Annotated in this window: 25 protein-coding genes; 6 read left to right on the forward strand and 19 right to left on the reverse strand. The window is 69.1% G+C overall.

Annotated elements, in window-relative coordinates; translation table 11 throughout:
* Nucleotides 1-14: 14 nt before the first annotated feature.
* Nucleotides 15-1,094 (reverse strand): dsDNA nuclease domain-containing protein, encoded by a 1,080-nt coding sequence (locus AC1RSK_RS09555; RefSeq protein WP_492907268.1) that lies wholly within the window; start codon nt 1,092-1,094, stop codon nt 15-17.
* Nucleotides 1,095-1,230: 136 nt separating this feature from the next.
* Complete coding sequence (uvrB, locus tag AC1RSK_RS09560; protein WP_492907269.1) at nt 1,231-3,462, reverse strand: excinuclease ABC subunit UvrB; 2,232 nt, start codon at nt 3,460-3,462, stop codon at nt 1,231-1,233.
* Nucleotides 3,463-3,584: 122 nt separating this feature from the next.
* Here uvrB and AC1RSK_RS09565 point away from each other — a divergent pair, with 122 nt between their 5' ends.
* The gene (locus AC1RSK_RS09565) at nt 3,585-4,001 is read left to right on the forward strand and encodes a hypothetical protein (protein ID WP_492907270.1); all 417 of its coding nucleotides are present in this window, start codon (nt 3,585-3,587) and stop codon (nt 3,999-4,001) included.
* Nucleotides 4,002-4,066: 65 nt separating this feature from the next.
* Entirely contained in the window at nt 4,067-4,495 is a 429-nt protein-coding gene (locus tag AC1RSK_RS09570) for a hypothetical protein (RefSeq protein WP_492907271.1), read from the forward strand.
* Between the two features lie 6 nt (nt 4,496-4,501).
* Here the strand turns inward: AC1RSK_RS09570 and AC1RSK_RS09575 are convergent, their stop codons facing one another.
* Together AC1RSK_RS09575 and AC1RSK_RS09580 are read right to left on the reverse strand one after the other, a co-directional pair.
* A complete protein-coding gene (locus AC1RSK_RS09575) occupies nt 4,502-4,936 on the reverse strand; it encodes a hypothetical protein (protein ID WP_492907272.1) in 435 nt (144 codons plus the stop codon).
* 1 nt (nt 4,937) lies between these two features.
* Nucleotides 4,938-5,381 (reverse strand): hypothetical protein, encoded by a 444-nt coding sequence (locus AC1RSK_RS09580; protein ID WP_492907273.1) that lies wholly within the window; start codon nt 5,379-5,381, stop codon nt 4,938-4,940.
* A 475-nt stretch (nt 5,382-5,856) separates the two neighbouring features.
* Here AC1RSK_RS09580 and AC1RSK_RS09585 point away from each other — a divergent pair, with 475 nt between their 5' ends.
* Nucleotides 5,857-6,882, forward strand: coding sequence for a cell wall hydrolase (locus tag AC1RSK_RS09585; RefSeq protein WP_492907274.1), 1,026 nt, complete (start codon nt 5,857-5,859; stop codon nt 6,880-6,882).
* A 167-nt stretch (nt 6,883-7,049) separates the two neighbouring features.
* On the opposite strand, the gene AC1RSK_RS09590 is transcribed toward AC1RSK_RS09585, so the two are convergent.
* The 3 genes from AC1RSK_RS09590 to AC1RSK_RS09600 all read right to left on the reverse strand — a co-directional run bounded on the left by AC1RSK_RS09590 (nt 7,050) and on the right by AC1RSK_RS09600 (nt 9,137).
* The gene (locus tag AC1RSK_RS09590; RefSeq protein WP_492907275.1) at nt 7,050-7,865 is read right to left on the reverse strand and encodes an SDR family oxidoreductase; all 816 of its coding nucleotides are present in this window, start codon (nt 7,863-7,865) and stop codon (nt 7,050-7,052) included.
* A 64-nt stretch (nt 7,866-7,929) separates the two neighbouring features.
* Nucleotides 7,930-8,106, reverse strand: a complete 177-nt coding sequence (locus AC1RSK_RS09595) for a YegP family protein (RefSeq protein WP_492907276.1) — start codon at nt 8,104-8,106, stop codon at nt 7,930-7,932.
* Between the two features lie 80 nt (nt 8,107-8,186).
* On the reverse strand, nt 8,187-9,137 hold the full coding sequence (locus AC1RSK_RS09600; protein ID WP_492907277.1) for a GlxA family transcriptional regulator: 951 nt from the start codon (nt 9,135-9,137) through the stop codon (nt 8,187-8,189).
* Between the two features lie 95 nt (nt 9,138-9,232).
* Here AC1RSK_RS09600 and AC1RSK_RS09605 point away from each other — a divergent pair, with 95 nt between their 5' ends.
* Nucleotides 9,233-9,916, forward strand: coding sequence for a DJ-1/PfpI family protein (locus AC1RSK_RS09605; protein ID WP_492907278.1), 684 nt, complete (start codon nt 9,233-9,235; stop codon nt 9,914-9,916).
* A gap of 3 nt (nt 9,917-9,919) precedes the next feature.
* Here the strand turns inward: AC1RSK_RS09605 and AC1RSK_RS09610 are convergent, their stop codons facing one another.
* The 3 genes from AC1RSK_RS09610 to ygiD all read right to left on the reverse strand — a co-directional run bounded on the left by AC1RSK_RS09610 (nt 9,920) and on the right by ygiD (nt 11,552).
* The gene (locus AC1RSK_RS09610; protein ID WP_492907279.1) at nt 9,920-10,132 is read right to left on the reverse strand and encodes a hypothetical protein; all 213 of its coding nucleotides are present in this window, start codon (nt 10,130-10,132) and stop codon (nt 9,920-9,922) included.
* A 71-nt stretch (nt 10,133-10,203) separates the two neighbouring features.
* Entirely contained in the window at nt 10,204-10,728 is a 525-nt protein-coding gene (locus tag AC1RSK_RS09615; protein ID WP_492907280.1) for a hypothetical protein, read from the reverse strand.
* 44 nt (nt 10,729-10,772) lie between these two features.
* Nucleotides 10,773-11,552 carry a 4,5-DOPA-extradiol-dioxygenase gene (gene ygiD / locus AC1RSK_RS09620; protein WP_492907281.1) on the reverse strand — a complete coding sequence of 260 codons (780 nt, stop codon included), beginning with the start codon at nt 11,550-11,552 and terminating at the stop codon, nt 10,773-10,775.
* A 100-nt stretch (nt 11,553-11,652) separates the two neighbouring features.
* Here ygiD and AC1RSK_RS09625 point away from each other — a divergent pair, with 100 nt between their 5' ends.
* The gene (locus AC1RSK_RS09625) at nt 11,653-12,780 is read left to right on the forward strand and encodes an acyltransferase family protein (protein ID WP_492907282.1); all 1,128 of its coding nucleotides are present in this window, start codon (nt 11,653-11,655) and stop codon (nt 12,778-12,780) included.
* Here AC1RSK_RS09625 and nadC read toward each other — a convergent pair.
* Nucleotides 12,777-13,619 carry a carboxylating nicotinate-nucleotide diphosphorylase gene (nadC, locus tag AC1RSK_RS09630; RefSeq protein ID WP_492907283.1) on the reverse strand — a complete coding sequence of 281 codons (843 nt, stop codon included), beginning with the start codon at nt 13,617-13,619 and terminating at the stop codon, nt 12,777-12,779. The two genes, AC1RSK_RS09625 and nadC, sit on opposite strands and share 4 nt — an antisense overlap.
* On the reverse strand, nt 13,616-14,173 hold the full coding sequence (locus AC1RSK_RS09635; RefSeq protein ID WP_492907284.1) for a TetR/AcrR family transcriptional regulator: 558 nt from the start codon (nt 14,171-14,173) through the stop codon (nt 13,616-13,618). The genes nadC and AC1RSK_RS09635 overlap by 4 nt, the downstream gene beginning before the upstream one ends.
* Nucleotides 14,174-14,263: 90 nt before the next feature.
* Here AC1RSK_RS09635 and AC1RSK_RS09640 point away from each other — a divergent pair, with 90 nt between their 5' ends.
* Entirely contained in the window at nt 14,264-14,857 is a 594-nt protein-coding gene (locus tag AC1RSK_RS09640) for a hypothetical protein (RefSeq protein ID WP_492907285.1), read from the forward strand.
* Here the strand turns inward: AC1RSK_RS09640 and AC1RSK_RS09645 are convergent.
* The 7 genes from AC1RSK_RS09645 to AC1RSK_RS09675 all read right to left on the reverse strand — a co-directional run bounded on the left by AC1RSK_RS09645 (nt 14,845) and on the right by AC1RSK_RS09675 (nt 21,993).
* Nucleotides 14,845-16,377 (reverse strand): L-aspartate oxidase, encoded by a 1,533-nt coding sequence (locus tag AC1RSK_RS09645; protein ID WP_492907286.1) that lies wholly within the window; start codon nt 16,375-16,377, stop codon nt 14,845-14,847. The genes AC1RSK_RS09640 and AC1RSK_RS09645 overlap by 13 nt on opposite strands.
* Nucleotides 16,377-16,577, reverse strand: a complete 201-nt coding sequence (locus tag AC1RSK_RS09650) for a hypothetical protein (protein WP_492907287.1) — start codon at nt 16,575-16,577, stop codon at nt 16,377-16,379. Before AC1RSK_RS09650 ends, AC1RSK_RS09645 begins: the two co-directional genes overlap by 1 nt.
* Before the next feature lie 35 nt (nt 16,578-16,612).
* Entirely contained in the window at nt 16,613-17,722 is a 1,110-nt protein-coding gene (gene nadA / locus AC1RSK_RS09655; protein WP_492907288.1) for a quinolinate synthase NadA, read from the reverse strand.
* 143 nt (nt 17,723-17,865) lie between these two features.
* On the reverse strand, nt 17,866-18,423 hold the full coding sequence (locus AC1RSK_RS09660; RefSeq protein WP_492907289.1) for a hypothetical protein: 558 nt from the start codon (nt 18,421-18,423) through the stop codon (nt 17,866-17,868).
* A gap of 231 nt (nt 18,424-18,654) precedes the next feature.
* A complete protein-coding gene (locus tag AC1RSK_RS09665; RefSeq protein ID WP_492907291.1) occupies nt 18,655-18,915 on the reverse strand; it encodes a hypothetical protein in 261 nt (86 codons plus the stop codon).
* Nucleotides 18,916-19,228: 313 nt separating this feature from the next.
* On the reverse strand, nt 19,229-19,633 hold the full coding sequence (locus AC1RSK_RS09670) for a GFA family protein (protein ID WP_492907292.1): 405 nt from the start codon (nt 19,631-19,633) through the stop codon (nt 19,229-19,231).
* Complete coding sequence (locus tag AC1RSK_RS09675; protein WP_492907293.1) at nt 19,630-21,993, reverse strand: hybrid sensor histidine kinase/response regulator; 2,364 nt, start codon at nt 21,991-21,993, stop codon at nt 19,630-19,632. Before AC1RSK_RS09675 ends, AC1RSK_RS09670 begins: the two co-directional genes overlap by 4 nt.
* Between the last annotated feature and the right edge of the window lie 8 nt (nt 21,994-22,001).

A 22,001-nucleotide genomic window follows, 5' to 3' on the forward strand; every position in this document is an offset into this window, starting at 1 on the left:
GACGTCCTGGAGTGTCATGTGCTGTCATAAGCCTCCGCCAGAAGGGCACCTTCAAAATCACCGACCGGAAGAACGCCCTGTATTTTGCTAAGTGACGGTCGGAGAAGTTCGACGATTTCATGCAACGAGCCGGCCAAATTTATTGCGTCGGTGTTGGAAATCCGAGCTAAGCTTGCCTCTTGAGCAAACTTGACGACGCTGGGGTCGCCCTTTTGACGCCGCGTGAGGTAGCGAATTGCGGCGCTTTTAAGACGAATCTGGTCTGCCGTGCCGACACCCAAGGCACCGAAGTCAGCTTGCACTGTGGCCCAATCATCAATCACGGACCGCGATACTTTTCGGGCGCGATTGAAAATTTCCTCGACGTCGTTACGGCCCAGCGATTTGGCTCGAAAGAACTGGTCGTTATCGACGACGGCGTCCGTATTGCAGCAACGCCTGATAATTTCGCCAACGAGGCTTTCGTGGATGGCGTGGACTGGAAGGATCTCGCCCGCCTTTTCTAGGTCGGCGCTTAGTCGACCGCGAATCTGATCATCGTAGCCCTTTGTGCCAAGCGGCGTTCGCTCAAACCTAAAGATATCAACATGATCGTGTTGCCTTACCGGAGCGAAGTCGTCGTCCAGTGCCTCCCGGATCAGTCGCTTGTCGCCCAACGACAAATCGGCACACCTTATCAGGGTATTGTCCGGCGTAGTCTTGGAGCCGTCAGGTAAGGTGAACTCGAACGGCGCGTTGGAAACGAAACTTGCGGTAGTGATCTTGTCGCCAAGTGCATCAATGACCCAGTAAAGTTTGCCGGCGATGGACCGTGGCTTGTCGCCTTTGGTCGCCCGGGAAGTCAGGGCTTTCGTCGTCCATTTTGCCCCGTCTTTTCCCTTGATCTGGTAGGAGCGAGCCTCCGTAGGCGTTTCGCTGGAGTTCAAAATAATAAGATCGTCATGGTATTCGAATATTGCTCTATAGTCAGTATCGGTCTGATGCAGCTCAAGAATGTAGGAAAGCGATACGTTCGCTTGAAATACATATCTGGAAAACGTGCGGGCCCCGGATACTTCACGAGGCGGGACGGCAACGAACTCGTCTGCAAGCAAGCGTCATCCTCCCCCTAGGCGGCGTGCATAGGTATGGTGCATCTTATGGGTGCATGACGCAAGGTGATTACTTGCTGCGCGAGAGAGCGGTCAATCAAGACAACTAGAGATGGGGCATTTCCCCTACCGCTGCCCCCTACCGCTTCCCCTTCCGAAACGCCTCCGCCGCCTCCACTCGCGCCTGCTTGCGCAGCGCCTTCGGCACGCTGGCGTCCACCGTCTCGCCCGCCCCGGTCAGCGCCTCGTTGGCGAACTCCAGGTCGAGCAGTTTCAGGCGCTTGATCTCGTCGCGCAGCCGCGCCGCCGTCTCGAATTCCAGGTTGCTGGCCGCGTCGCGCATGCGGGTTTCCAGGTCGCGCAGGGTGGCCTGGAAGTTGTTGCCCAGGAACGGCTTGGCGTCCTCCGCCACGCCGGCGTCGATGCGGACGTGGTCGCGTTCGTAGGGGCTGGCCAGGATGTCCTTGATGCTGGACTTGATGCTCTCCGGCGTGATGCCGTTGGCCTGGTTCCACTCGTGCTGCTTCTCGCGCCGGCGCTTGGTCTCGCCCATCGCCCGCTCCATCGAGCCGGTGATGGTGTCGGCGTAGAGGATGACCTTGCCGTCGACGTTGCGCGCGGCGCGGCCGATGGTCTGGATCAGGCTGGTCTCCGAGCGCAGGAAACCCTCCTTGTCGGCGTCGAGGATGGCGACCAGGCCGCACTCGGGGATGTCGAGGCCCTCCCTGAGCAGGTTGATGCCGACCAGGATGTCGAAGGCGCCCAGGCGCAGGTCGCGGATGATCTCGATGCGCTCGAGGGTGTCGACGTCGCTGTGCATGTAGCGGACACGCAGGCCCTGCTCATGCATGTATTCGGTGAGGTCCTCGGCCATCTTCTTGGTCAGGACGGTGACCAGGGTGCGGTAGCCGCGGGCGGCGCAGTCGCGGGCCTCGGCGATGACGTCGTCGACCTGGCTGGCGTTGTTCTTCGCCACCGGGCGGACCTCGACCGGCGGGTCGATCAGGCCGGTGGGGCGGATCACCTGTTCGGCGAAGACGCCGCCGGTCTTGTCCATTTCCCAGGAGCCGGGGGTGGCCGAGACATGCACCGTCTGCGGCCGCATGGCCTCCCACTCCTCGAACTTCAGGGGGCGGTTGTCGATGCAGCTGGGCAGGCGGAAGCCGTACTCCGCCAGGTTCCATTTGCGACTGTAGTCGCCTTTGTACATGGCCCCGATCTGCGGGATGGTCTGGTGGCTCTCGTCGGTGAAGAGGAGGGCGTTGTCGGGGATGTATTCGAAGAAGGTCGGCGGCGGCTCGCCCGGGCGGCGGCCCGTCAGGTAGCGGCTGTAGTTTTCGATGCCGGCGCAGCTGCCGGTGGCCTCGATCATCTCGATGTCGAAGGTGGTGCGCTGTTCGAGGCGCTGGGCCTCCAGGAGCTTGCCGTTGGCGACCATCCAGTCGAGGCGCTGCTTGAGCTCCGCCTTGATCTGGTTGACCGCCTGGCGGAGCGTCGGGCGCGGGGTGACGTAGTGGCTGTTGGCGTAGATCTTCACCGTCTCCAGGTCGGCGGTCTTGCGACCGGTCAGGGGATCGAACTCCTGGATGGCCTCGACCTCGTCGCCGAACAGGCCGATGCGCCAGGCGCGGTCCTCGTAGTGGGCGGGGAAGATCTCGATGGTGTCGCCGCGGCGGCGGAACATGCCGCGCTCGAAGGCGGCGTCGTTGCGCTTGTACTGCTGGGCCACCAGGTCGGCCATCAGCTGCTTCTCGTCGATCCTGTCGCCGACCGACAGGGTGAAGGTCATGGCCGTGTAGGTCTCGACCGAGCCGATGCCGTAGATGCAGCTGACCGAGGCGACGACGATGACGTCGTCCCGCTCGAGGATCGCCCGGGTGGCGCTGTGGCGCATGCGGTCGATCTGTTCGTTCCGGGATGAGTCCTTCTCGATGTAGGTGTCGGTGCGGGCGACGTAGGCTTCCGGCTGGTAGTAGTCGTAGTAGCTGACGAAGTACTCGACGGCGTTGTCCGGGAAGAAGGACTTGAACTCGCTGTAGAGCTGGGCGGCCAGGGTCTTGTTGGGGGCGAGGATCAGGGCCGGACGCTGGGTCTCGGCGATGATGCTGGCCATGGTGAAGGTCTTGCCCGAGCCGGTGACGCCGAGCAGGACCTGGTCGTGCTCGCGCTCCTTGATGCCGGCGACCAGCTCCTTGATGGCGGTCGGCTGGTCGCCGGCGGGTTCGTAGTCGGCGACCAGGTTGAAGCGGCGGCCGCCCTCGGACTTCTCCGGCCGGGCCGGGCGGTGGGGCTTCCACAGCATGGGAGCGTGAGCGTCCGCGAGGTCGTGGACGAACTGGGCGGAGACGTCTGAAACACCGTTGCTGGGCATGGGACGAATGTAGGTCTCGCGGGCGCGCTGGGCCAGAGGGGCTGGTGACAGGGGTTGGCAGCAGTGAAGCGGTCCCCCGTTTTGGAGCATGACGGGCCGGCGACGCGCGGCGAGAGTGGGCCATGCGCATCGCCGTCCTTATCGCCCTGGCCCTGATCGCCCCGTTCTGGTTCGGGGGATCGGCGCAGGCCGCCGCCTGGGTCGAGGGCAAATGGAAGGGCAGCTATGACTGCGGCCAGGGGACCACCGCCCTGACCCTGTCCATCCACCGCGACCAGCAGGGCGGGTTTCAGGCCGGCTTTCAGTTCTGGATCGGCGATGTCTATGGCAGCTTCCGCATGCGCGGCGTGTTCACCGAGGACGGGGCGCTGAAGTTCAACCCGACCATCTGGATCACCAGGCCGGAGGGCTATGAGATGGTCGGCCTGACCGGCCAGGCCTACAACAACAGCGGCGAGGGCAGGCCGGATGTCCTGAGCGGCGACATCGTCGCCGCCGGCTGCGGCAGGTTCAGGGTGGAGCGGCAGAAGGCCGGCTAACCCCCCAATGCGAGGATGCCGGCCGGGCGGAGCCGTGGTGTGCTGGCGGCGAACCGGAGTTTGCCATGCGCCGCCTTGCCGTCCTCGCCGCCGTCGCCGGTCTTTCCGCCGTGGCGGGCCCGGCCCTGGCCATCGACGCCAATCCGCTCGATGGAACCTGGGAGGGGGTCTATGTCTGCGGCCAGGGCCCGACTCGCCTGACCCTGAGCCTGGATGGTCACGCCGACGGCCGGGTCACGGGCGTCTTCGCGTTCGGGCCGCGGCACAACAATCCGTATCTCGCCGCCGGCAGCTTCCGGATCGAGGGCTCGGTGGCCGCCGATCAGACCTTCACCCTCAACGGCGTTCAGTGGATCGAGCAGCCGTACAATTACAGCATGATCGGCATCCGGGGCCGGATGTACCGCGGCAAGAGCCCGGGCGATCCCTTGAACCTGTTCGGCGACATCCTCGGCGGCAGCGGCTGCACCAACTTCGCTGTCGACAAGCAGTAGCGCCCGTCAGCCGTACTTGCCGGTGTAGCCTTCGTAGATGTCCAGGCAGGCGCTGCGCTGCAGGTTCCAGGGGCCACTGCGTTTGTCGCCGCCGCGCGACAGCATCTCGTTGCCCATCTCGCGACCGTTGGCCAGCTGCTCGGAGGCCAGGGCCAGGGCCGCCTTGCGGTCGAGGCCCCGGTCGCGGACCAGCCGGTCGATGGAGGCGTTGAACATGGCGATGCCGGTCGCCTTGTCGGCCTCCTCGCCGCGATAGGCGAAGCCGGCGCTGAAGATGCCGGCGCATTGGGCGTGCAGCACCCAGTAGGGCTTGCCGACGTCGGCCTCGGTCAAGGCGCTGGCGCCGCCCTTGCTCATGGTCAGGTCAGCGGCGGCGACCGGCGCCGCCGAAGCGAGAAGGGCAAGGGCGGCCAGGCCCGCGGAAATCCCCCGAACGATCATCTTACCAGCTGACCTGGGTGTAGGCCTCGGCGACGTCGAGGCAGGAGCTGCGGGCGAAGTTCCAGGTCGACTTGGCGCTGGTGTCGCCGGAGACCAGGCCCATGCTTTCGTCGCGGGCCTTGAGCACCGCCGGCTCGATGACCAGCAGGGCTTCCTTGCGGGTCAGGCCGCGATCCTTGGTCAGGCGCTTGATGGCGTCGTTGGCGAAGGTCATGGCCAGCTTGCCCGACTCGCCGGCGCCGGCGCTGTCGCCCTTGTCGGTGAGGTATTGGGCGGCGGCCCCGAACAGCCCGGCGCATTGCGCCTGAGCCGACCAGTAGGGCTGGCCGTCGAGGTTCTCGGTCAGGCTGTCGGGCGCGGCCTCGTACAGCAGATCGCCCGCGAGCGCGGGCATCGCGGCGGCGGCGAGGGCCAGGGCGGCGGCGCCGGCTATGAGCTTCTTCATGGACGTCTCCAATACGTCACGGGTGGACGTTGAACATGGTGACTCGCAATGCGGCTTTGCGCAATGGATAGAGGCCGGGCGGCGTGAGATGTCACAGAGTAATCTTCGCGGAACAGGCGAAATTTGCCGCACTGCGGGGATGCGCCGGAGTCTTCGGGAATCTGCAAGAACTTGAGGGTGTTAACCATCCGGTCCGCGAAATCTGACGGCCTGCTTCATGCTGCACTGCAGCACCGGCTTGCGAATCAGCCACATTTGAGCCATAAAGTCTGGGATAAGGACGACCTCGGCCACTTCCTGAACCTGGCCGAATCGACCGGTTGATCGTCCGCGTAGCGTATTTTGGACCTGACCGGCGCCGATCTGGGGGGCGCATCCTGCCCTCGTCGCACAGGACTTGAGACCTTTGTTTTTGTTTGAACGGAGCCGCGCTGGCGCGCGGGCCCTGGCCGTTGGCGCATCGACAGGCGCCGCCATGGGCCTCATCGTCGCGGCCGCCTATGTGGCGGGCACCGCTGATGCACGCGAGCAGAACGTCCGTATGGCCGACATGGCCCAGGCCGCGGGCGGCGGCTATTCGGAGGTCGCCCTTCGCGACCGGGTGCTCGACATGGACCCGGCCGCCCTGGCCCTGGCCCGCCGCTACGATCCCATGCTGACCACCGGCGGCGCCCAGCGCGATCGCCAGACGGCGCTGGAAGTCGCCCGCATGGACCGGGCCGCTCCGGCCCCCGCCACCGCCAGCTTCGTCAACGGCGCGAAGCCGGCCGAGGGCCTGGTGCTGCGCGCCAGCTTCGGCGGGCCGTTCAACCCCGCCGCCGAGCCCTTCCGCCTGACCGGCGCCCTCGACGCCTCGCGCGATCTGGAGTGCCTGACCCAGGCCGTCTACTACGAAGCCCGCGGCGAGACCCCGGCCGGCCAGGCGGCCGTCGCCCAGGTGGTGCTCAACCGCGTGCGTCACCCGGCCTTTCCCAAGAGCGTCTGCTCGGTGGTCTTCCAGCGCGCCTTCGGCGTCTGCCAGTTCAGCTTCGCCTGCGACGGCTCGATGCGCCGCGGCCGTGAGGCCGGGGCCTGGAACCGGGCCCGCAAGGTCGCCAGCCGCGCCATCGCCGGCGAGGTGATGGCCAGCGTCGGCAACGCAACCCACTTCCACACCATCAACGTCTCGCCCGGCTGGGGCCCCCGCATGGTGCGGGTGCAGCAGGTCGGGATGCATGTCTTCTACCGCTTCGGCGGCGGACGCGGCGCGCCGGGTGCCTTTGACGGCCGCCCGCGCCTGTCGAGCCCGGATGGCGACTTCCAGGTCGTCGCGGCCACCGGCCTGCCGGCCGGCCCGCAGCCCTATGAGGTCGTGACGCCATCCGGCGCCAAGGTGATCCTGGCCTCGGCCGTCACCGAGACGCCGGCCGCCGGCGTCGGCGGTCCGGCGGAAAAGCCCAAGGAGCCGGCCTCGGCGCCGAAGGCGCCCGAAGCGGCGGCTCCGTCGGCGAGCGCGATGTGAGATTCCCTTCTCCCGCTTGTCGGGAGAAGGTGGCCGCGCAGCGGCCGGATGAGGGCAGCACCGGCCTCCGGTGACTGCCCTTTTCATTGCTCGAAAGGCTGGCGGCGGCGCTGCCCTCATCCGAGCCCCTTCGGGGCCCACCTTCTCCCGACAAGCGGGAGAAGGATTCAGCTGGCCGTCGCCAGCGCCTTCAGCCGCTTGCGCACCGCGTTCGGCATGAACCGCAAGGTCAGCGCCAGGTCGCGCCCCGCCTTGCCGACGATGTAGTTGAGCTTGCCGCCCTTGCCCTGGGCCGCGTCCCAGATCACCTGCGCCGCCTCCTCGACCGTGTAGACCGGCGAGCCGCCCTCGCGGATGGCGTCGGTGATCTTCATGTTGGTGCCGGAGGCGCCGGCGTTGAGGATCGGGGTGTCGACGAACCAGGGCATGATGCAGCGCACCGCCACGCCGAAGCGGGCGAACTCCGCCTCCAGCGCTTCCGACAGGCCGCGCACGGCGAACTTGGTGGCCGCGTAGATGGCCATCCGCGGGGCCCCGAACAGGCCGGCGCAGCTGGCGACGTTGATCAAGGTCGAGCCCGGCGTGGCTTTCAACAGCTCCAGGCCGGCGCGGGCGCCGTTGACCACGCCCTTCACATTAATATCGATCTGCAGGTCGCCCTCCTCGGGGCTCTGCTCCTCGAGGTAGCCGTAGCGGGCGATGCCGGCGTTGTTGAGCAGGATATCCAGCCGCCCGCCGCTGGCCTTGGCGAAGGTCGCCATGGCCTTTTCCCACTGCTTCAGGTCGCGCACGTCGAGATCGAGGGTGACGCCGTTGCCGGGGCCGATCTCGGCCAGGGCCGCCTTCAGCCCGGCCTTGTCGATATCGGCCAGGCCGACGAACCAGCCTTCCCTGACGAACCGCCTGGCGGCGCCCAGGCCGATGCCGCTCGCCCCGCCGGTGATGAAGATGCTTCTGCGCCCGTTGGCGCTGGCCGTGGCCATGGCCGTCTCCCGTCTGATTATTGGTTATCGCCGATCAGATGCGGGAGGCGGTCGAAGGTCAAGCTCAGCTGTTGTCTTCCGTCGGGGCGTCAGGCCCGTTCTTCTTGATGGAGTCGATGGCGTTCTGGGCGGAGGCCTTGGAGCTGTAGCCCTCGGTCGAGAAGATGACCTCGCTGTTGTACTTGAAGCGGACCCGGTACTCGCCGGCCTTGTCCTTATAGATCTCGAACTTGTGGGCCATGGGGGCGTCTCCGTTTGTGGGGAGGCCGACATTGACCCGGCGGCGGGAGGCGCGTCACCACACAGGGGCGTGAGGATACACTAGTTTACGGTCGCGACGCCCGATGACCTGCGCAACGCCTGGGGCGGCTGCCCGAACGCCCGGAGAAACGCCCGGCGCATGCGTTCGCTGTCGCCGAAGCCCACCTCCATGGCGACGTCCTCGACCTGCAGGGGCTGGCTTTCCAGTAGGGCGCGGGCTGCTTCTAGGCGCAGGCGTTCGACGGCCTTGGCGGGGGTCAGGCCCAGTTCGGCGGAGAAGGCGCGCAGGAAGGTGCGTTCGCTCATCATCGCCTGTTCGGCCAGGTCCGGCACCGTCAGCGGCCGGCGCAGGTTCTCGCGCATCCAGGCCAGCAGGGGATCGAAGCGGCCGCCGGCCTCCATCTCCAGCAGGGCCGAGAACTGCGACTGGCCGCCGGGCCGGCGGTGGTAGACGACCAGCTGCTGGGCGGTCTTGCGGGCGATGTCCTCGCCCAGGTCCTCGCCGATCAGGGCCAGGGCCAGGTCGATGCCGGCGGTGATGCCGGCGCTGGTCCAGATGGGGCCGTCGCGGACGAAGATGCGGTCTGGCTCCAGCCTCACGCCCGGATAGGCGCGGCGGAAATGGTCGGTGCGGTTCCAGTGGGTGGTCGCCCGGCGGCCCTCCAGCAGCCCGGCCTCGGCCAGGATGTAGGCCCCCGAACAGACCGAGGCGACGCGCCGGGCATTGACCGCCGCCGCCCGCACGAAGGCCAGGGTGGTCTCGCAGATGGCCGGGCCGCGCGTGCCCTCACCACCGCTGAGCAGCAGGGTGTCGAAGCGATCGGCGGCATCGAACGGCCGGCTGTCGATGGCGACGCCGGCCGAGGAGCGGACCAGGCCGCCATGGCGGCTGAGGGTCTCGATGGCGTAGGCGCCGGGCCGATAGCGGGCGGCGATCTCGAACGCCGACATCGGGCCGGCCGCGTCGAGCAGCTGGAAGTCGGGGAAGACCAGGACGCCTATGCGCTTCATGTCGGGGTTGGCGTAAATTGAGGGATCAATGTCATTTCAGCCAGACGCTAGGTCGGGCAAGGTGGGCGGGTCAAGGCCTTCCAGGAGATAAGCCCATGCCCGCCGCCCCGCTGCACATCATTTTCGCGCTTTATCCCGGAGTCACCCATCTCGACTTCACCGGCCCGCACCAGTTCCTCAGCCGCCTGCCCGGTGCGCGAGTGACGGTGGCCTGGATGGACGGCGGCGAACTGGAGGCCGACGGCCTGACCTTCGCCGGCCTGGCGCGGCTGGAGGCGATCGAGCAATGCGACATCCTCTGCATCCCCGGCGGCTTCGGGACCACGGCGGCGATGCTGGACGAGGATTTCCTCGAGGAGATCCGCCGGCTGGCCGGGATGGCGCGCTACGTGACCAGCGTCTGCACCGGCTCGCTGATCCTGGCGGCGGCCGGGCTCTTGAACGGCAAGCGGGCGGCCTGCCACTGGGCCTGGCGCGACCAGCTCGCCCTGTTCGGGGCCATCCCCGATCCAGCCAGGGTGGTCCGCGACGGCAACGTCTTCACCGGCGGCGGGGTGACGGCCGGCATCGACTTCGCCCTGGTGCTGGCCGCCGAGGTGGCCGGCGATGAGTTCGCCCAGGCCCTGCAGCTGGGGCTGGAATACGCCCCGGCCCCGCCGTTCAATTCCGGCCGGCCGGAGACGGCGCCGCCGGCCATTCTGGCGCGGGTGCAGGCGATGTACGGCGCGGCCATGCCCGAACGGCTGGCGGCGGCGGAAAAGGCCGCGGCCGCTGTCTGAACGTCAGCGGTCCTGCGTCTTGGCGTGCACCGTCTCGACGTTCTGGTGCAGGTTGCCGTAGCGCCCCTGGCTCTTGAGGTTGGCGTCGGCGTCGCCGGGCTGGCCGGACTGCAGGCCGGTGCGCATGTCGCGGCGGTCGCCGTGGGCCAGGTCGATGTCGGGACGCTGGCCGCGGAAGCTGCGCTGTTCCTTGGGGATGGGCGGGGCTTTGGACATGGGGCGCTCCTCAACTGGCTCCCCCGACCGTCAGATAACGACCTCGCGCCGGCCTTGTTGCAGGACGCCGTTCAGCGAAGCCAGCGCAGCATGTGGGGAAAGGGCGGCGGACCGTCCGGCTTGGCCTGCCGCGGCTCGATGCTCATGCCGTAGCGGTGCAGGCCGGGGACGCCGACGTAGCGGCCCTCGTCAAAGTTCTCGCGCAGGGTGTCGCCCCAGCCCTGGAAGGACGGCGGGTGGAAGACCACGCTGGTCGGCAGGCCGAGGTGGCGGCCTGCCGCATAGGACCAGGCGGTGGACATGATCTCCTCGGCGGGGGTGGCCTCGAACGGTTCGCGGTCGCGCAGGTCGGCCGGGATGACCGCCAGGTGGCCGGCCTCGTGCAGCAGGTCGCCGGGAGCATAGGGCTGGTCCGGATCGTAGACGATGACGCCGGCGCGGATAGCCATGCCGGGCAGGGGGCCGGCGTCTTCGAGCGTCCGGGCCTCGATCCGCAGGCCGAGCGAGCGGACGAAGGCGACGATGAGGTCGGTCGGATCGTCGTCCGTCGGGTTTGGCGCCGGTTTCGGCCCCGCCTGTTTCTCGTCGTGATGCAACGCTCACCCCTTGGCCCCAGACTAACGGGGGCGGGGCGCAATCTCTAGAGTTGCGGCGCGCCGTAGGCGACCGAGGTCATCGAGATGGCGGCGAAGACGTCGTCGTTGAAGAAGCCCACCGGCTCGTCCGGGTGGCTGGCGCCCAGGACGTAGAGCAGCGGCAGGTAGTGTTCGGCGCTGTTGATGGCCAGGTCGGCGTCGGGGCCGAGGCTGGCCCAGTCGATCAGCGGGTCGTGGTCGCGGGCCAGGATCAGCCGCTTGGCCGTGTCGTTGAAGCGCGGCGACCAGTCGGGCGTGACGCCGCCGCGGAAGCTCACGGCCCGCAGGTTGTGGACGATGTCGCCGCTGCCGACGATCATCACGCCCTCATCGCGCAGGGCCGCCAGGCGCCGGCCGGCCTCGTAGTGCCAGCGGTCGGGCCGCGAGCGGTCGATGGACAGCTGGACGATGGGGACGTCGGCGTCCGGGTACATGGGGGCCAGCACGCTCCAGACGCCGTGGTCGAAGCCGCGTTCGGGATCGAGGGCGACCGTGTCGGGACTGAGCAGCTCGACCACCCGCCGGGCCAGGGCGATGTCGCCGGGGGCGTTGTAGCGGACGTCGAACAGGGCCTGGGGGAAGCCGCCGAAGTCGTGGATCGTCCGCGGCGCCGCGCCGGCGGTGACGGCCGCGCCGTGCGTCTCCCAATGGGCCGAGATGATCAGGATCGCCCGGGGCCTGGGCAGGACCTGGCCGGCGTGGGCCCAGCCTTGTGTCCAGGCGTTGTTTTCGATGGCGTTCATCGGCGAGCCGTGGCCGAGGAACAGGGCGGGCATGCGGGTCATGGGTTATTCCGTAACAAGATGAGATACAGATAAGAACCGGCGCGCGGGTTGCAACCCTGGTCTCGAAGGGCCCGCTTCTGGGCCTCGGAAGGCCGGAATCATGTCCGCTCTGAGCCAGAATGATACGCCTGTCGCGCCCACGGGCTCCGGCGTTGTCCCGGGACGAGGCGGGGCGCTCGATCTGCTGCGCTTCCTGGCGGCGGTGCTGATCGTGCTCTACCACTTCGGCCAGAGCGCGCCGGTGGCGCTGGACGGCCTGCATCCGGTGTTCGGCCGGGGGTACCTGGCCACCGACTTCTTCCTCATCCTGTCCGGCTATGTGCTGGGCCGGGCCTATGGCGGCCAGGTGCTGTCGGGCCGGGTCGGGCCGGCGCGGTTCCTCGGCAAGCGGATCCAGCGGCTGTGGCCGGCGCAGCTGATCGTACTGGCCCTGCTGGCCCTGGTGGTCATGGCCTCCGGCCTGGTCGGCGTCGCCCCCGAGCATCCCGAGAACTTCACGCCGCAGGCCTTCGCCATGCAGCTGGTCTTCGCCCAGGCCTGGGGCATTCCGGGCGGCGGCGGCTGGAACCACCAGAGCTGGTCGCTGTCGGCCCTGGTCGTCTGCTACGGCGCCTTCCCGCTGCTGTGGACCTGGATCAGCCGCATGAAGAGTTTGGTGGCGATGCTGTCGCTGGGCATGCTGGCGGTCATTGGCGGCGACCTCATGTGCGTGACGCTGCTGGGGCGGCCGATCTACGACCTCGACTTCCACTTCGGCCTGATCCGCGCCATGCCGCTGTTCCTGCTCGGCCTGTGCATCGCCAGGGTGGTGGAGCAGAACAAGCCCAGCCTGATCGTCGCCCCGCTGCTCGGCTGGCTGGCGGCGGCGACCCTGGTGCTGTTGCAGGTGGCCGGTCGCTTCGACCTGGCCAGCATCGTCGCCATCGCCGCCGTGGTGCTGTCCTGCGGCCGCACGCCGGTGGCCCGGCCCTCGAAGCTGATCGAGGAGGGGGCCAAGCTGTCCTTCGCCCTGTTCATCAGCCATGGCCTGACCGGCATGATCTGGTTTGGGGCCCTGCATGTGCTGAACGGCCGCCTCGACCTGCCGCCGGGGGTGCAGTGGGTGCTGTGGGCCGGATCGATCCCGGCCGCCCTGGTCGTGGCTTTTGTCTTCCACCGCTGGGTGGACGCGCCGCTGCAGGCCTGGCTGGCCCAGCGGCTCAAGCGGCCGCGGGCGGCGACCGCCTAGACGTCCAGCCCGATATCGAGGACCGGGGCCGAGTGGGTCAGGGCCCCGACGCTGATGACGTTCACCCCCGTGGCGGCGATGGCGGCGACGGTGTCCAGGCTGACGCCGCCGCTGGCTTCCAGCACCAGGCGGCCGGCGTTGCGGGCGACGGCCGTGCGCAGGTCCTCGAGGGCGAAGTTGTCCAGCATGATGACGTCCGGCCCGGCGGCCAGGGCCTCGTCGAACTGCTCCAGGCTGTCGACCTCGCACTCGACCTTGACCAGATGGCCGGCGAAGGCGCGGGCCCGCTCGATGGCTGGCCTGACCCCGCCGCAGGCGGCGACGTGGTTGTCCTTGATGAGGATGGCGTCGTCGAGGCCGAAGCGGTGGTTGACCCCGCCGCCGCAGCGCACGGCATACTTCTCCAGGGCGCGCAGGCCGGGGGTGGTCTTGCGGGTGTCGGTGATGCGGGCGTTCGTGCCCTCGACGGCGCGGACGTAGGCGCGGGTCAGGGTGGCGATGCCGCTGAGACGGCCCAGCAGGTTGAGCGCCGTGCGTTCGGCCGAGAGCAGGGCGCGGGCGTTGGCCTCGACACGGACCAGCACGGCGCTGGCCGGCGCATCGTCGCCGTCGACGCCCCAGCTCTCGAAGCTGGCGGTCGGGTCGAGGGCCAGCACGGCCAGGCGCACGCAGGCCAGGCCGGCGATGCGGCCTTCCTTGCGGGCCCCGAAGGTGGCGGTCAGTCGGGCGTCCTCGTCGATGCAGGCCAGGGCGGTGATGTCGCCGGCCCGGCCGAGGTCCTCGGCCAGGCTGGCGCGGACGATGGGTTCGATCAGCAGGTCGGGCAGGGGGGCGATCATTTGCGGGTCCGGGAAAGCAGGCCTTCGGTCAGCGCGCGGGCGGCGCGGCGGACCTCGGCGCTGGTCGTGTCGGGGTCGGCGGAGACGGCGATGCGCAGGGCGCCCTGCACGAAGGCGCCGAAGATCATGTTGGCCAGGGCCGGCATGACCGCCGCCTCCAGCAGGCCCTCGTCGACGAGATGGCCCAGGGCGTGGGCGATGAGGGCGACCCCCATCGGCTCCTGCAGGGCGATCCAGGCTTCGACGCCGAGCACCGAAGGCCCATCGATCAGCAGCATGCGCCGCGCCTCGGGCGACTCATAGGCGTCCAGCCACTTGTCGCCGCCGGTGACGATCTCGTCGATGGCGTGGGGATGCATGCCCATGGTCGCCTGGTCCACATAGGCCCCGACGTCGGCGACCACCGCCTCGCAGGCGGCGCGGAACAGGTCGGTCTTGTCCTTGAACTGGTAGTAGACGGCCCCCTTGGTCAGGCCGGCGGCGGCGGCCACCTGGTCGACGGAGACGTCAGCATACCCCTGCTCGGAAAACAGCCGGCGGGCCTGTTGGATCAAGCGCTCACGGTTGGTCAGGGGGGACGCGGCGCTTGACAACATACTGGCGGTATGTTCGATCATACTCTCAGTATGCAAGGGAAAACCGCCATGAAGCCGCCGACCTGGATGATCGTTCTCACCGCCGCCGGCGTGGCGGTGCTGATCGCCGCCGCCGGCTTCCTGCTGCAGGGCGGCTGGACGCAGGAGGGGGCCCTGGCGGCGACGCGGCTGACCGCCCGATGGTCCTTCCCCTGGTTCCTGGCCGCCTGGACGGCCTCTTCGGTCGCTGCCCTGTGGCCGGGCGGCTGGCGCACGGCGCTGCTGCGTCGGCGGCGGGCGGTGGGGCTGGCCTTCGCGGCCAACCACGGGGTCCATCTGGTCTGCATCCTGATCGCTACCCTGGTCTTCGGGCATGAGGTGGCGGCGATCACCATCGGGGCGGGCGGCACGGTCTATGTGCTCATCGCCCTGATGGCGGCGACCTCCAGCGACGCGGCGGTCCGCTGGATGGGGGCTTCGCGGTGGAAGCTGCTGCACGCGGTCGGCGGCTGGGCGGTGCTGCTGGTGTTCACCAACAGCTATGTCGGCCGCGTCGGCGAGAAGCCGTGGCTGGCGATCCCGGCCGTGACCTTGATCGCACTGGCCCTGCTGCTGCGGGCCGCCACCTGGATCAAGCGGCATCGGCGCGCTCAGGCGGCCTGACGCCGGGCGGCCAGGGCGGCGAGGGTGACGAAGGTGCGCAGGGCCGGGCGCGGGGCCGGGAAGTCGCGGCGGAAGTGGCCGCCCCGGCTTTCGCGCCGCTCCAGCGCGCAGGCGGCGACCAGCCGGGCGGCGGCCAGCACCGGCCCTTCGCCGTAGAGGTCGCGCAGGGTCTCGATGCGGCCCAGCAGCCGGGTCAGGCCCTCGCCGTCGCGCACCACCCCGGCGTCGTGGCTCATGGCCTGGCGCAGGCCGGCCAGGGCGCCGTCGGGCAGGTCGGCCCAGGGGGCGGCAGGCAGGGGGACGGTGGCTGGGTCGACGGCATCCCGCAGGACGGCGCCGGCCCGGGCCCCGAACACGGCCGCCTCCAGCAGCGAGTTGCTGGCCAGGCGGTTGGCCCCATGGACGCCCGTGCTGGCGCATTCGCCGGCGGCCAGCAGGCCCGGCAGGCTGGTGCGGCCGTCCAGGTTGGTGGCGACGCCGCCCATGTGGTAGTGGCAGGCCGGGGCGACCGGCATCGGCTGGACGCGCGGGTCGAGGCCGGCGGCCTGGGCGGCGGCGAAGACGGCCGGGAATTCGTGCGGGAAGGCCTCGCCGACGGCGGCGGTGGCGTCGAGGAAGGCTCCGTGGCCGGCGACCAGTTCCGACTGGATGGCGCGGGCCACCACGTCACGCGGGGCCAGTTCGGCGGCCGGGTGGTAGCTCTTCATGAAGGCCCGGCCGTCGGTGTTGCGCAGGATCGCGCCCTCGCCGCGCAGGGCCTCGGTGGCCAGCGGCGCGGGGTCGGCGCCGACATCGAGGGCCGTCGGGTGGAACTGCACGAACTCCGGATCGGCGATGACGGCTCCGGCCAGGGCGGCCAGGCCCAGGCCTTCGCCGCGGACCTCACGCGGGGTGGTGGTGACGGCGTAGAGGCCGCCGAGGCCGCCGGTGGCCAGCAGCGTGGCGGCGGCGACGATCTCGGTCAGGGCGCCGGCCTCGTCTTCCACCAGGGCGCCGCGCACGCGGCCGGCGGCGTCCTGCAGCAGGCTGCGGGCGCGAAGGCCGGTGCGGACCTCGATGTGCGGGGCGGCCAGAACGGCGGCGATCACCGCATTGTGGATGGCCCGGCCGGCCCCGTCGCCGCCGACCCGGGCGACGCGGGCGCGGCCGTGAGCCGCTTCCAGGCCTTGCGAGAAACCGCCGTCCGGCGTGCGGTCGAAGGGGGCGCCGAGGTCGGCCAGATGGCGCACGGCGTCCGGCCCTTCGCGGGTCAGCACCGCCACCGCTTCCGGATCGCAGAGACCGGCGCCGGCGGCGATGGTGTCCTGGGCGTGCAGCGCCGGGCTGTCGTCGTCGGCCAGGGCCGCGGCCATGCCGCCCTGGGCCCAGGCGCTCGAGCAGCCTTCGCCCAGCGGCGTGGGGCTGAGCAGCAGCACCTTGCGCGGCGCGGCGGCCAGGGCGGCGGTGAGGCCGGCCAGACCGGCGCCGAGGATCAGGACGCCATCGTGTTTGATACGTCCATTTTTGCTTTGGGGAACCATTACCGGAGCTCCTGGGCCGCCCGCAGGGGGTCGGCCTCGAACATGGCGTCGTAGGCGTCGTAGAGGCTGGCGCCGTGGCGGATCAGTTCCTCGACGACCTCGCGGGCGCCGAGCGGCATCAGGCTGGACCAGTCCTTGGGAACGTCCGGCCGGGTGGCCTTGACGCGGTAGACGGGTCCGAACTTGGTGACCTTGATCACGTCCTTGCCTCCCTTGGGGGGAGCCTCCTTCTGGCTCAGATCATCTCGACATCGACATGGTGGCCCCGTGCTTTCACGAGGTCGTAGCGGGCCGGGATGGCGGGCGGCGGCAGGTCGATCATCCGCTGCACCGCCAGGCGGGCGCGCTCGGCGATGGCGGGGTCGACCGTCACCTCGAACTGCTCCTTCACCAGGGCGTCGAGGATGTTCTGCAGGGTGATCCGCTTCATGTGCGGGCACATGTTGCAGGGGCCGATGAACTGCACCCCGGGCACATCGCCGGCGACGTTGCTGGCCATGCTGCATTCGGTGATCAGCACCACCTGCTTGGGCCGGCGCTTCTCGACATAGTCGCTCATGGCGGCGGTCGAGCCGGCGAAGTCGGCGGCGTTGAGCACGTCCTCGGGGCATTCGGGGTGGGCCAGGATCTCGGCGCCGGGGTAGGCGAGGCGCATCTCGGCGATGTCCTCGACCGTGAAGCGCTGGTGCACCTCGCAGCTGCCGGCCCAGGCGACGATCTTGATGTCGGTCTGGGCGGCGACGTTGCGGGCCAGGTATTCGTCGGGGATCAGGATGACCTTGTCGACGCCCCATTCCTTCGCCGCCCATTCCACCACCTGCACGGCGTTGGCGCTGGTGCAGCAGATGTCGGTCTCGGCCTTCACGTCGGCCGTGGTGTTGACGTAGGTGACGACCGGCAGGCCTGGGTAGCGCTGCTTGATCAGCCGCACATCGGCGCCGGTGATCGAGCTGGCCAGGCTGCAGCCGGCCCTAAGGTCGGGGATCAGCACCGTCTTGTCCGGGCACAGCACCTTGCTGGTCTCGGCCATGAAGTGCACGCCGGCCTGGACGATGATCTTCGCATCCGACCGCGCGGCCTCGCGGGCCAGGCCCAGGCTGTCGCCGACATAGTCGCCGACCCCGTGGAAGATCTCGGGCGTCATGTAGTTGTGGGCCAGGATGACGGCGTTCTTTTCGCGCTTGATCCGGTTGATCTGAGCGATCAGCGGGGCGTGGACGCGCCATTCCAGGGGCGTGACCTGGGTCTTGACCTTGTCCCACGCGGGGGCGGTCAGGGCTTCCACCTCGGGGGTGAACTCAACGTCGTAGGCCATCCGCGCACTCCTTTTGCTCAAGGTGAGCATTACTGGCGCCTCTAAAAGGCCGGGCTGAAGCAGCGCCGGCCGGTCTTGGTCGTCACCTTTTGCTGAAAGTGAGCATAAGTGACGGATCACATATAGGCCCGCGCCAATCCGGGCACAAGGGGAATCGTCAGAGGACGGGACTCTCAGTGGGCGGGGACGTCCAGTGTCACCTTGGTCAGCATCGGCTTGAACCGCTTGCCCGACGGCGAGCCTGCGTCGTCTTCGCCAATCGGTCCGGTCCTTTTGAAGCCGAAGTACCGCACCGTCCCTGTCAGCCGGACCTTCTGGGACAGGGGATGACTGGCTCCGGCCGCGTCCTGCCAGGTCGCCTTGGTCGGATCGAAGGTCATGATCTCCGGCGCGCCGGGAAAACCCTTCGGCTTCTCCTTGCTGACCTCATGCAGGTCCAGCTGGTTGGGGCCGGAGCCATAGGCGAGTTCGAAACGGGCCAGCGGTTCGCCCCCGCCGGCGGGGCTGCTGCGCAGTTCGGGCCCCATGGCGATGGCTTCGCCGCTTCGGCCATTGTCGAAGTAGATATAGCCCTCCAGCCCGACCCGCTTGCTGTCGAGGTCGGTGGCCTGGTGCAGCAAGGCTTCGGCCTGGGAGGGTTGGATCTCCACCGGCGGTCCGCTCGGCGCGGCCGGGCCGCAGCCGGTGATCGAAAGGGCCGCGAGCATCAATAGGGCAGAGCGCAGGACCATAGGGGCTCCTCTAGCTCCAATCGACATTCCGCCCCTCTTCCTAATTTTCCGCTCATCCCGGCGAATGCCGGGATCCATTTCATAAGGCGCCGGTGGCTAGGGTTCGTGCCGTCAGGCACGGCGAGGGCGAAGTTGCGAAGGGTTACGGCCGTGCCCAAGGGCACGCTCTTCCCACATCGAGATCACGCGGATGGGTCCCGGCATTCGCCGGGATGAGCGGACATGAAGAGTTTAATCGCGCTCTTCGCGCTGGCGGCGCTTCTCGGCCTCGCGGGCTTTTTTCTCGGCCTTGCGGCGAGCCTTGTCCTCGCGGTCGAGGCGTTCGAGCCGCTGTTTCTTGCTTTCGCCGGGGATGACGGCGCTGGCCACAGCGCCGGTGGTCTTCACCGCCGCCCCGGTGACGCCGCCGACCACGGAGCCGACGATACAGCCCTGCAACAGCACGGCGCAGGCGAGGACGGCCAGGGGAAGGATCAGACGGGGTTTGGTCATCGGGGTCTCCAGGCCCCAGGGCATGGAGCGATGCGGCGGTGGTTGGCGAAGCGGCGACCATTATACCGCAATTGGCGGAAAGTCAGGCCGGGGTGTGTCAAAAATGATCAAATAATTCAATGCAAAAGGGCCAACCAACAGCCACTCGCCGGGCGGCGCCGGGCGCCGTTTCGACCCATGACGGACCACCCTTTTGACGGCCGAAGACCACCCTGAACCGCCGGCCGGCCGCCGCCACACCCGCCCCGGCGGCGCCCTGACCCTGCAAACAGGATGAATATGTCTAGACATATTCCGGAAGTCTTTGACGGGGTTAGGGTTTTCCGGCCCCCGCGACCGGAATGCGCGACATCTCCATCGCCCAGGGCTGGCCCGACTCGCAGAAGCCCTGGGCCGTCGGGATCAGCTCGGCCCGCTGGCGGATGACGCCGGTGCGCAGGAAGTAGAAGGCCGGCGTCTCGCCCTTGCAGGAATAGAGGGCCGCGCCGCAGGTCCCGCAGAAGGCGGTCGTCACCGGCTCGCCGCTGCCGCCGATCTTGACGTAGGTGGTCGGCTCGCCGGTCAGCCGCAGGTTGCCGCTCAGCACCGGCACGTTCACCCGGCAGGGGCCGCCGGAGATGGTCTGGCAGTCGCTGCAGTGGCAGACGATGGTCCGGGCCGGATCGACCACTGCCTCATAGCTGATTTCGCCGCAGTGGCAGGCGCCGTCGATCTTCATGGCGGCGAAACCTCCGCCGGCCGCGCGTGGGTCGCCAGGGTGCGGGCCAGGACGTCCAGGGTGTAGGGCTTGCGCAGCAGCGGCCAGGGCGCCTCCTCGGCGTCGTCCAGGGCCTCGCCGGTGTAGCCGCTGGTCAGCAGGATCGGCAGGTCGGGCTTGAGGGCGCTGGCCTCGCGGGCCAGGTCGACGCCGTTGCGCGGGCCCGGCATGACCACGTCGGTGATCAGCAGATCGAGGCCGGGCTCGGCGCGCAGGGCGTTCAGGGCCATCTCGACGGTGTCGGCGAAGGTGATGCGGTGGCCCAGCTCCCGCAGCATGGCCTGGGCCAGCTCGGCGACGTCGGGATCGTCCTCGACCAGCAGCACATGCAGCGGCCGGGCGTCGGCCGGCGACATCTCCGGCTCGGGCCGGCTTTCGGCGTCGCTGGTCAGGGGCAGGAAGATGGAGACCGTCGTGCCGGCGCCCGGCTGGCTCTCGATCTCGGCCCCGCCGCCGCTCTGGCTGGCGAAACCATAGACCTGGCTGAGGCCCAGGCCCGTGCCCTTGCCGACCGGTTTGGTGCTGAAGAAGGGTTCGAACACCCGCGCCACGGTGGCGGCGTCCATGCCCACGCCGCGGTCGCGCACGCTGATGCACAGGCAGGGTCCGGGCGTCGTCTCGCCGATGCCGTTCTCGGCGATGCGGCTGGACAGGGTAATCACCCCGCCGCCGTCCATGGCGTCGCGGGCGTTGACCAGCAGGTTCATCAGGGCCGCGTCCAGCTGGGCCGGGTCGATCAGCACCCGGGCGTCCGGCGCGCCCAGGTCGAGGTCCAGCATGTAGCGCTCGCCGAGCGCCCGGCCGTAGAGCTGGGCGCTGTCCTTGATCGCCGCGTCGATAGCCAGCACCTCGGTGCGCAGCGGCTGGCGGCGCGAGAAGGCCAGCAACTGGCGGGTCAGCCGCTCGCCGCGCTGGGCGGCGTCGAGGGCGGCCTTGGCCAGGCGTTCGGTGCGGGCCTGGTCGTCGGGATGGCGCTGGACGATGTCGAGGGCGCCGATGATCACGGTCAGCAGGTTGTTGAAATCGTGGGCGACGCCGCCGGTCAGCTGGCCCAGCGCCTCCAGCTTCTGCGACTGGATGAGGGCGGCCTGGGCCAGGTCGCGCTGGGCCATGGCCTCCTCGACCCGCTCGGTGAGCAGGTCGTTGAGCCGCTGCAGGTCGGCCTCGACCTGCTTGGCCTCGGTGACGTCGAAGGCGATGCCGGCGAAGCCCGCGAAGTCACCCTGCGGCGACAGGCGCGGTTGGGAGAAGCTGCGCAGCCAGCGCCAGTCGCCGTCGGCCCGGCGATAGCGAGCCTCCAGCTCGAAGGCCTTGCGGCTGGCCTCTCCGGCCATCTGTTCGCGCAGCACCCGGTTGAGGTCCTCGGGGTGCAGCCGGGTGCGCCAGTCCAGGGTCAGGGCCGCGTCGTAGCCGTCGCCGACGAAGTCGCTGTAGGCGACGTTGACGAACTCCCGCGCTCCGCCCGGCTGCGACACCCACAGCAGGGCCGGGGCGCTGTCGGCCAGGGCCCGGAAGCGGGCCTCGCTCTCGCGGATGCGCTCGGCGGCGCGGTGGCGTTCGGTGACATCGAGGTTGTAGCCCACCAGCCGCACGGCCTTGCCCGCGCCGTCGCGATAGACCTGCCCGCGGGCGTGGATCCAGCGCTCCTCGCCGTCCGAGCCGACGCTGCGGTAGTCGATATGGTAGAACCGCTCATGGGCGATGGCGTGGGCGTTGGCGTCGATCAGCCGCTGCCGGTCCAGGGGATGGACCGTCTTCAACAGGTCGTCATAGACCGGCGGCGTGCTGCGCGGCGCGATGCCGAGGTTCTGGTAGACGCCTTGCGACCAGTTGGCCTGGCCGGTCTCCAGGTCCCAGTCCCACAGGCCCAGGCCCCCGGCCGCCTCGGCCAGTCTGAGCCGGCCCTCGGCCTCGGTGCGGGCCTGGGTCTCGAGCCGCATCCGCACCAGGGCGACGCGGGCCAGGGCGGCGACCAGGATGGTCACCGCGCCCGACAGGCCAAACAGGATCAGCGTGCCGTTCGGGGCCCGGGTCGCCCCGAACGGGGCCCACACGCCGAAGGCCAGGGCCAGGGCCAGCGTTCCCCAGCCCCAGCGCTGGCCGGCGTAGAGGGTGGCGATGATGAAGACCGGGAAGTAGGAGGAGGAGGCGTTGAAGGCGTTGTGCGAGCCGACCAGCACCAGCCGCAGCCCGAAGGCGATGAGGACGGCCAGCGCGGTGACGGCCAAGGCGCTGGCGATCGACGGCGGCTTCAGCGGGATGACCCGCCACAGGATCGGCTCGGCGTCCGGTCCAAACAGGTTGATGGCGAAACGGCCCATGCGGCTCC

The organism is Caulobacter sp. GW821-FHT11A05 (genome assembly GCF_058809015.1).

What these genes read in the sequence shown, in the direction of transcription:
- AC1RSK_RS09585 (WP_492907274.1), top strand. Translation starts at nt 5,857, where the DNA reads ATGGGCCTCATCGTCGCGGCCGCCTATGTGGCGGGCACCGCTGATGCA.
- AC1RSK_RS09595 (WP_492907276.1), bottom strand. Translation starts at nt 8,106, where the DNA reads ATGGCCCACAAGTTCGAGATCTATAAGGACAAGGCCGGCGAGTACCGG.
- AC1RSK_RS09570 (WP_492907271.1), top strand. Translation starts at nt 4,067, where the DNA reads ATGCGCCGCCTTGCCGTCCTCGCCGCCGTCGCCGGTCTTTCCGCCGTG.
- nadC (WP_492907283.1), bottom strand. Translation starts at nt 13,619, where the DNA reads ATGATCGCCCCCCTGCCCGACCTGCTGATCGAACCCATCGTCCGCGCC.
- ygiD (WP_492907281.1), bottom strand. Translation starts at nt 11,552, where the DNA reads ATGACCCGCATGCCCGCCCTGTTCCTCGGCCACGGCTCGCCGATGAAC.
- AC1RSK_RS09605 (WP_492907278.1), top strand. Translation starts at nt 9,233, where the DNA reads ATGCCCGCCGCCCCGCTGCACATCATTTTCGCGCTTTATCCCGGAGTC.
- AC1RSK_RS09675 (WP_492907293.1), bottom strand. Translation starts at nt 21,993, where the DNA reads ATGGGCCGTTTCGCCATCAACCTGTTTGGACCGGACGCCGAGCCGATC.
- AC1RSK_RS09660 (WP_492907289.1), bottom strand. Translation starts at nt 18,423, where the DNA reads ATGGTCCTGCGCTCTGCCCTATTGATGCTCGCGGCCCTTTCGATCACC.
- AC1RSK_RS09665 (WP_492907291.1), bottom strand. Translation starts at nt 18,915, where the DNA reads ATGACCAAACCCCGTCTGATCCTTCCCCTGGCCGTCCTCGCCTGCGCC.
- uvrB (WP_492907269.1), bottom strand. Translation starts at nt 3,462, where the DNA reads ATGCCCAGCAACGGTGTTTCAGACGTCTCCGCCCAGTTCGTCCACGAC.
- AC1RSK_RS09590 (WP_492907275.1), bottom strand. Translation starts at nt 7,865, where the DNA reads ATGGCCACGGCCAGCGCCAACGGGCGCAGAAGCATCTTCATCACCGGC.
- AC1RSK_RS09610 (WP_492907279.1), bottom strand. Translation starts at nt 10,132, where the DNA reads ATGTCCAAAGCCCCGCCCATCCCCAAGGAACAGCGCAGCTTCCGCGGC.
- AC1RSK_RS09640 (WP_492907285.1), top strand. Translation starts at nt 14,264, where the DNA reads ATGAAGCCGCCGACCTGGATGATCGTTCTCACCGCCGCCGGCGTGGCG.
- AC1RSK_RS09565 (WP_492907270.1), top strand. Translation starts at nt 3,585, where the DNA reads ATGCGCATCGCCGTCCTTATCGCCCTGGCCCTGATCGCCCCGTTCTGG.
- AC1RSK_RS09645 (WP_492907286.1), bottom strand. Translation starts at nt 16,377, where the DNA reads ATGGTTCCCCAAAGCAAAAATGGACGTATCAAACACGATGGCGTCCTG.
- nadA (WP_492907288.1), bottom strand. Translation starts at nt 17,722, where the DNA reads ATGCTCACCTTGAGCAAAAGGAGTGCGCGGATGGCCTACGACGTTGAG.
- AC1RSK_RS09670 (WP_492907292.1), bottom strand. Translation starts at nt 19,633, where the DNA reads ATGAAGATCGACGGCGCCTGCCACTGCGGCGAAATCAGCTATGAGGCA.
- AC1RSK_RS09575 (WP_492907272.1), bottom strand. Translation starts at nt 4,936, where the DNA reads ATGATCGTTCGGGGGATTTCCGCGGGCCTGGCCGCCCTTGCCCTTCTC.
- AC1RSK_RS09625 (WP_492907282.1), top strand. Translation starts at nt 11,653, where the DNA reads ATGTCCGCTCTGAGCCAGAATGATACGCCTGTCGCGCCCACGGGCTCC.
- AC1RSK_RS09600 (WP_492907277.1), bottom strand. Translation starts at nt 9,137, where the DNA reads ATGAAGCGCATAGGCGTCCTGGTCTTCCCCGACTTCCAGCTGCTCGAC.
- AC1RSK_RS09580 (WP_492907273.1), bottom strand. Translation starts at nt 5,381, where the DNA reads ATGAAGAAGCTCATAGCCGGCGCCGCCGCCCTGGCCCTCGCCGCCGCC.